Here is a 7,289-nt window from a genome sequence, read left to right as displayed (position 1 = left end):
ATTCCTCTGCTGGAGCTAAATAGTGGCGAGACGCTGTCAGAGTCCAACGCCATCATCAACTACCTCGCGTTCGGCTCTGATCTGTACCCGAATGACCGCCTCGCCCAGGCCCGCGTTCTGCAATGGCAATTCTTCGAGCAATACAGCCATGAGCCGTTTATCGCCGTCGCGCGCTTTATCAACAAGTACCTGGGACTGCCGGCAGACAAAGCCGACGAGTATGCCGCCAAGCAAACCGGCGGGCACAAGGCCTTGCAGGTGATGGAGCAACAACTGGCAGAGACGCCATTCCTGGCGGGTGAGAAGGTCACTACTGCAGATATCTCACTCTATGCATACACCCACGTCGCGGATGAGGGTGGTTTTGAGCTGGAAGCCTACCCTGCGATTCGCGCATGGCTGGATCGGGTTGCGGCATTACCGAATTTCAGGCCTATGGTTTAGAAGTGCGCGGTAATTACTCTCCTATCCCCATGTAAATCGTAAAGACTGGTTCACAAAGCGTCATAAATACGGCTTTTTATCGGTACAAAGGAAAATCCCCGTGCCTGAACTGAAAACCATCGGTCTGTTTCTCGTTACCGCGCTGGCTGAAATCGTTGGCTGCTACCTACCCTATCTCTGGCTTCGCGAGGGAAAGAGCATCTGGCTTCTCGTACCCGGGGCCCTGAGCCTGGCGGCATTTGCCTGGTTACTTTCCCTGCATCCTACTGCCGCCGGTCGGGTTTATGCGGCCTACGGCGGTGTGTATATCTTCATGGCCATTCTCTGGCTTTGGGCTATTGATGGTATCCGGCCAACCGTTTGGGATCTGGTGGGATCCGGCGTAGCCCTGCTCGGCATGGCGATCATCATGTTTGCGCCTAGAGGCGCATAAATCTGCATCGCGTACCCGATAATCACCACAGATCTGATTAAGCCGTGACCTCCTCTCGGCGCGCTGACGTACAGTAGTCATATGATCGACGTTCCACTTACCAAAACGAAGACGCTAGCGCCTCCTTACACTATGCAACGCTTTTCATATTGGCTTTTCGCACTGCTGCTCCTGGTGACCCCGCCAAGCCACTCAGAGACGGCCGACTGGCAAACAGAGGTGTCCAGAGAGGCTGCAAACCTTGAGCGACTTCACTCCTTGATTGTTGTCCATGAGGGCCAGGAAGTTCTGGCATTGGATTTGAAAAGTGCCGGGCTCGACACGCCAACCAACATCAAATCTCTCTCCAAGACAGTACTCGCCGCGCTGGTGGGTATCGGCATCGAAAAAGGTGTGTTCGAGGGAACCAATCAACCGGTTATTGAAACGCTCGGTGACCGCGTACCCGCCTCCGCCACCAAGGGCGTGGACCGGATAACTCTGGGGCACCTGCTGTCTTTGCAGGCCGGGTTGCAGCGGACATCTGGCCGTTACTATGGCACCTGGGTGAACAGCGATAACTGGGTTCACCATGTGCTCACCCGGCCGTTCGTGGATGAGCCGGGCGGTCGCATGCTCTACTCCACCGGCAGCAGCCACCTGCTCTCGGCGGCGCTCACTGAAAGCGCCGGGCGCAGCACGCTCGACCTGGCGCGGGAATGGTTGGGCGAGCCACTGAATATAACCATTCCGGCCTGGGGCCGGGATCCCCAGGGGATCTATTTTGGTGGCAATAATATGGCTCTTTCGCCAAGGGACCTGGCCAAAATCGGCGAGCTTTATCGCAATGAAGGCCGCCTTGGTGATCGGCGCCTGTTTCCGGAAAACTGGGTGCGGGAGTCCTGGATTGAACGCGGAAGGTCCGCCTACACAGATGATCCCTATGGCTATGGCTGGTTCCAGCAGCCGCTCGCCGGCGAAATGGGGTATTACGGGCGTGGGTACGGAGGCCAGGTACTGTATGTGATGCCCGCTCGCAAACTGACCGTGGTGATGACCTCTGACCCTACCCCTCCCTCGCCGGGTTCAGCCTTTTTGCGCCGCCAGTTCCAGTTAATTGAGGAGCACATAATTCCTGCCGTGGAAAACTGAAGCGGCCGTCACGCATAAGTTTCCTCAACTATACTCACTGGTGGCGAACACCAAGGAGGAAACGAAATGAACAGGATCGCAATTACACTGTTTTCAGCTCTGTTGATCGCGCCAGTAGCAGCGATTGCAGAGAGCATGATGTCTGAGGCGCCGGCCAACGCTGGCGTGTATTTCGTGCAACCAACTGACGGCGCAACCGTCGACCAGACCTTCAAAGTCGTCTTTGGTCTGCGGAACATGGGCGTGGCACCTGCTGGCGTGGAAAAAGCAGGCACCGGGCACCACCACCTGCTGATCGATACCGACGTACCGTCCGATCTGAGCAAATCTCTCCCGGCAACGGATCAAATCAAGCACTTTGGCGGTGGACAAACCGAAACCGAGATCACGCTATCGCCGGGTAAACACACGCTGCAGCTTTTGGTGGGTGACCACATGCACGTGCCGCATAATCCGCCCGTGGTCTCTGAGAAGATCACAGTGATGGTGGAGTAACGTTCTACCCTGAACGGAATGGCCAGTGCAGAGTTGCATTTCAGTCAATCCCCTCGGCGTTCGATCATGGTACTGTGAGCTCAAATAACCCGAACGAATCCAGGGGATAGCTGATGCGAAAAAACATTCTGATTACCGGTGCCAGCACCGGTCTCGGGGAAGGCATGGCTCGCGAATGGGCGGCCAAAGGCTGTAATCTGGCGCTCTGTGCGCGCCGGGCAGACAAGCTGGAAGCTCTCCAGCGGGAATTGCAGCAGGCCCATCCGGATATCCGGGTACTCGTCCGAGGCCTTGATGTCTGCGATTACGATCAGGTGTTCGAAGTGTTCCGGGGCTTCCGGGATGAGCTCGGTAGTCTTGATCGGGTGGTGGTTAATGCAGGTATTGGCAGCTCACAGCCCATCGGCCGTGGGCATTTCGCTGCCAACCGCCACACCGCCGAGACCAACTTCATCGCTGCTATTGCCCAGAGTGAGGCAGCCATGGAGATCTTCCGCGAGCAGAACAGCGGTCACCTGGTGTTAATGTCGTCTGTCAGTGGTGTTCGCGGCTTCCGTGGTCCACTGAACGTATACGCTGCCACCAAGGCCGCCGTAGCCTCTTTGGCGGAAGGTCTGCAGCTCGATACCAAGGGTAAGCCGATCAACGTCAGCAACATTATGCCCGGCTACATTCTCACGGATATTAACCGGGACACTAAAAGCGCGCCCTTCCGTGTGGATCTGGAAACCGGTGTAAAGGCCCTGGTGAAAGCCATCGAATCGGAGAAGCGCCGGGCCTATGTGCCCTGGTGGCCATGGACGCCGATTAGTTACGTAATCAAATCCCTCCCCTTTGGGTTATTTGCCAGAGCAATGTAAGCAGCTTGGAATCTTCAGAATGATCAAATCCTTTGCCCTGGCAGCGTTGATTGCTGTTCTGCTGGGGTTCCTTGGCTTTCAATACTACATCACCTCGGTACCCGATCTGGCAGAGCCCATTACCGTGGAGGAATCCCGATTCATCGAGCAGGACCAATCCCTCCTGTTAACGCTACGGGGTGGCGAGGGCCGCCAGTTTACCGTAGGCCTGCGCGGAGACATCGCCAACGATCCGGAACAAACCGCCTTGTTCTTTATCAGCAATCCAGATCTGGTGCCCTATGTGTACTGGCCGGGTCTTCGGAGCAACGACGAAAAACGGGTACTGGAGCTGCTGGAAGATATGGTTGAAAAACAAAAGCAGGAGGAAGCGGTCAGGAAGATTTATGAGGTGCTGAAGAACCGGAACTGAAGCCACCGGATTCTGGGCGGGCTGGAAAAATGGCTGGGAAAGCGGGTCCAAGAACTCCCCCAGCCAGCGCCACGGTTGTGGCGACTTTCTAGCGCACTTTTGAAAGGAACTTCTGGGTGAGCGGGTTTTGCGGATCGGTAATCACCTGGCGTGCTTCACCGATCTCTGCGATCACACCCTCGTGGAAGTAAGCCACCCGATCAGAGACATCCCGTGCGAACCCCATTTCGTGGGTCACACAGATCATGGTCATCCCCTCTTCTGCCAGCAAGCGCAGGGTATCCAGAACCTCGCCGACCAGCTCCGGGTCGAGCGCGGAGGTCACCTCGTCAAGCAGCATGTAGTCAGGCTTCATGGCCAGAGCACGGGCAATCGCCAGGCGTTGCTGCTGACCGCCCGACATTTTCGTGGGATAGACGTCGAACTTGTCGCCCAGGCCGACGTGCTCCAACTCTTTCTTGGCAATTTCGATTGCCTCTTCCTTGCTCATTTTCTTGACGATTCTGGGCGCCAGTGCGGCGTTCTCCAGCACAGTCATATGAGGAAAGGAATTCCATTGCTGAAAGACCATGCCCAGTTTCTGGCGCAGCTTGTCCTTGTTGGTCTCTTTGGCATGGACATCCACATCATCAACGAGGATCTTGCCCTTGTTGATGGGCTCAATGGCATTGATGCAATACAGGAGAGTCGACTTGCCACTGCCGGAGCCCCCGATAACGCTCACGACCTCGCCTTTCTTTACATCCAGGCTGACGCCTTTCAGTACTTCAAGATCGCCGAAGGATTTATGGACATTCTGTACGCTGATCATATTGCCATTTTCCTCTCAACATACCGGCCGTAGTGGGACAGCGGGTACGAAATAATGAAGTAAAAGATACCAACACCGATCAGAATCTCGAGCGGTTGCTGGGTTCTTGAAATCAGTTGCTCCGACGTGCGCAGCAATTCCATGTAACCGATGACCGAGACCAGGGCCGAGTCCTTGATGACACTGAGTGCAACACCCAGCCACGAGGGGAACACAGCACGCAAACCAATCGGCAACCGAATGTGGTAGATGGTTTGCCATTTGGTCATGCCCAGTGAGCGCGCTGCCGTCTGCATTGAGGGACTGACGCTCTCAAAGCCACTGCGGAACACCTCGCTCATGAAGGCCATGGTATACAGCGAAAGCACAATGGAGCCCGCAACAAACGGCGCCAGTGGATTCCCCATCGCACCGACAAAGGTGGAGAACAGAATAAGCTGGATGATCAGGGGAACACTTCTCAGCACGTCGAGCACGCTACCGAAAAGGACGTTGACGGCCTTGTTGCTCTCGGCACGGAGAAAACCAACGATCAATCCCAGAATCGTGCCCACCACGATGGCGACAACGGAGATGATGATGGTATTCCAGACACCGGTCAGAATCAGACCGCTATCGCTCCAGGACAGGGGTGTGAATAAGGAATTCATCAGATTTCCCCCTTGAAGAGTCTACGCGCAAGCAATGATGACCCGAACAACACGAGTTTGGTGATCACGAAGTACATCACGGCCGCCACAATGAAGAACTCCAGTGTTCGGAACGACAGCGACTGCAAACGCTGAGTCGTGCCAGAAAGCTCGCTCATACCGACCAGAATGCCCAGAGAGCTCATCAGGATGGACCAGACAAACTGGTTGGTCATCGGGTGGTAGATGCGTCTCAGCATCTGCGGGAGGATGATGTATCGATACGTCTGGATACTGGTCATGCCCAGCGACTTGGAGGCGCTGTACTGCGTGCTCGGAATCGACTGGAAACCACCCCGGAACGTCTCCGTCAGGTAGCCCGCGTTGATAAAGACCAGTGCGCTCAGTACCGCCACGTAGGGGCTGAGGTGGATACCAAATGCTCCAAGGCCAAAATAGGCCATGTAGATCTGGAACAGGGCCGGCGTATTCCGGGCAATCTCGACCCAGACCGTAGCAACCTGGCTGAAGAACTTCGTGTTATTCATTTTGGCGATCGCCAACAGTATTGCGATCACAACGCCCAGAAGCATCGCCAGAACGGATACGTGCAGGGTAACGAAGGCACCGTTCAGCAGCTGGGGCATGTTCTGGAACACAACGTTCCAGTGAAATTCGTAGTCCATACCTTGGCCATTTTATGAATGGTAGGAAACTCGACCAGAGCCCGGTAAGAGGGGCCTTGATCAGAATTTTAGGTCAGGACACCCGAGGGTGAGTGCCCGACCCGGGAACCAATGCAATGACGGCCGCCTGTTTGGCGGCCGTCGGTTCGGCGCTTACTTGTTGTCCCGGAGGGACTTGATCAGATCGGCCGGCGCATCGGTACCGAAGTGCTTGTTGTAAGCTTCGTTCATGTTGCCGTCGCGAATCTGGCGTACCAGGAACAGGTTCAGGTAGTTGATCCAGGCAACCTCATCACGCTTGGCGATGATGCCCACAACGTCGTCGTAGTTGGGAACGTAGGGGCCCGCTTCAAAGTCTGCGAACTCTTCGCTACGCAGTTTGGTCGCAATGTTGGTGTTGGTAGAGATGATTGCGTCGACCTTGCCCTGGTAAAGACCCAGGTAGGCATCGTTCTCGGATTTGAAGGAGGTGTAGTTGTCCTTGCCCCAGCCCTGCTGCTCGGCATACGCGAGGTATTCGGTTTCGTAGGTGGTGCCGAGTGCCGCACCGACTTTCAGATCCTTAAGGTCGTCGAAGGATTCAATGTTCTTGTCCTCGTTGGCGATAACCTGGAATTTGAACACGAAGTACGGGTAGGTGAAGCCAACGGTCTTGGCGCGCTCCAGTGTATCGGAGGTAGAACCGATAACCACATCAGTTTTGCCGGAAACCAGGGAGGGAATCCGCTCGCCCCAGGTCAGGTTGAGAACGTTAACGTCCACGCCGAGCGCCTCGCCCAGGTCGTTACAGTAATCGACGTCGAAGCCTGCAGGCTCGTTGTTCTCGTCAAAATATCCCATTGGTGGGAAATCCAGAACCACGCCACAGTTCAGAGTGCCACGTTGAATCACGGTGTCCAGCTGATCGGCTGTCGCGCTTACGGAGGTTACCGCAGCACAAGCGAATACAAGCGGTGCTAGTTTGCGAATCATAGTTATTCTCTCTTTTTCTTTCGTGGGCGAAAAGTGTGTGTCCGTTATGCCTACACAACACGAGTTATGTGCAAAAAGCATACGTAAAAATACTACCGTAGATTATTTAGTGAAAACTTTTGAAATTTGCCATTTGGTAGGCAATTTTCCTTAATTTCCTCAATATAACCGGATTTTTTGAGCCTGCAGCTCGTGATAGCGGCCAAAAAACGAACAAACAGTCATTTTTCATGTTCTTAGGTCTATGATTTAACTGATGTTTACACCTCCTTAATCAAAAAGACGAATTTATTACTATAGCAGGCCATTTTAACGGTCTCTGAGCAACACAGCGGGGTTTAACCGCATTGCCCTGAGCGTGGGCAGTAATCCACCCAGCAGCGCCAGCGAACTGACACCTCCGGCAACCAGCGCCC

Annotated in this window: 10 protein-coding genes; 6 read left to right on the top strand and 4 right to left on the bottom strand. The window is 54.8% G+C overall.

From position 1 onward, the window contains the following. The 6 genes from B2W52_RS19780 to B2W52_RS19755 form a co-directional block, all read left to right on the top strand. Positions 1-444, top strand: a 444-nt coding sequence (locus B2W52_RS19780) for a glutathione S-transferase family protein (RefSeq protein ID WP_286803951.1), incomplete at its 5' end; no start/stop codon positions are given. A 100-nt stretch (positions 445-544) separates the two neighbouring features. After that, positions 545-877 (top strand): YnfA family protein, encoded by a 333-nt coding sequence (locus B2W52_RS19775; RefSeq protein ID WP_008169514.1) that lies wholly within the window; start codon positions 545-547, stop codon positions 875-877. A gap of 219 nt (positions 878-1,096) precedes the next feature. Then, complete coding sequence (locus tag B2W52_RS19770; RefSeq protein ID WP_273073082.1) at positions 1,097-2,008, top strand: serine hydrolase domain-containing protein; 912 nt, start codon at positions 1,097-1,099, stop codon at positions 2,006-2,008. Between the two features lie 75 nt (positions 2,009-2,083). Beyond that, positions 2,084-2,503, top strand: a complete 420-nt coding sequence (locus B2W52_RS19765; RefSeq protein WP_414673521.1) for a DUF4399 domain-containing protein — start codon at positions 2,084-2,086, stop codon at positions 2,501-2,503. 113 nt (positions 2,504-2,616) lie between these two features. Then, positions 2,617-3,363, top strand: coding sequence for an SDR family oxidoreductase (locus tag B2W52_RS19760; protein WP_273073081.1), 747 nt, complete (start codon positions 2,617-2,619; stop codon positions 3,361-3,363). Positions 3,364-3,382: 19 nt separating this feature from the next. Further along, complete coding sequence (locus B2W52_RS19755; RefSeq protein ID WP_273017883.1) at positions 3,383-3,775, top strand: hypothetical protein; 393 nt, start codon at positions 3,383-3,385, stop codon at positions 3,773-3,775. Between the two features lie 88 nt (positions 3,776-3,863). Here B2W52_RS19755 and B2W52_RS19750 read toward each other — a convergent pair whose 3' ends face one another. The 4 genes from B2W52_RS19750 to B2W52_RS19735 form a co-directional block, all read right to left on the bottom strand. After that, complete coding sequence (locus tag B2W52_RS19750) at positions 3,864-4,586, bottom strand: amino acid ABC transporter ATP-binding protein (RefSeq protein WP_014576841.1); 723 nt, start codon at positions 4,584-4,586, stop codon at positions 3,864-3,866. Continuing rightward, on the bottom strand, positions 4,583-5,236 hold the full coding sequence (locus tag B2W52_RS19745) for an amino acid ABC transporter permease (protein ID WP_008169529.1): 654 nt from the start codon (positions 5,234-5,236) through the stop codon (positions 4,583-4,585). The genes B2W52_RS19750 and B2W52_RS19745 overlap by 4 nt, the downstream gene beginning before the upstream one ends. Beyond that, on the bottom strand, positions 5,236-5,901 hold the full coding sequence (locus B2W52_RS19740; RefSeq protein WP_008169533.1) for an amino acid ABC transporter permease: 666 nt from the start codon (positions 5,899-5,901) through the stop codon (positions 5,236-5,238). Before B2W52_RS19740 ends, B2W52_RS19745 begins: the two co-directional genes overlap by 1 nt. A 153-nt stretch (positions 5,902-6,054) precedes the next feature. Further along, positions 6,055-6,873, bottom strand: coding sequence for a transporter substrate-binding domain-containing protein (locus B2W52_RS19735; protein ID WP_053114982.1), 819 nt, complete (start codon positions 6,871-6,873; stop codon positions 6,055-6,057). Between the last annotated feature and the right edge of the window lie 416 nt (positions 6,874-7,289).

Source organism: Marinobacter sp. UBA2498 (genome assembly GCF_002341575.1).
GTDB classification, from domain to species: Bacteria; Pseudomonadota; Gammaproteobacteria; order Pseudomonadales; family Oleiphilaceae; genus Marinobacter; species Marinobacter manganoxydans.
This window is presented reverse-complemented; position numbering and strand designations above follow the sequence as displayed.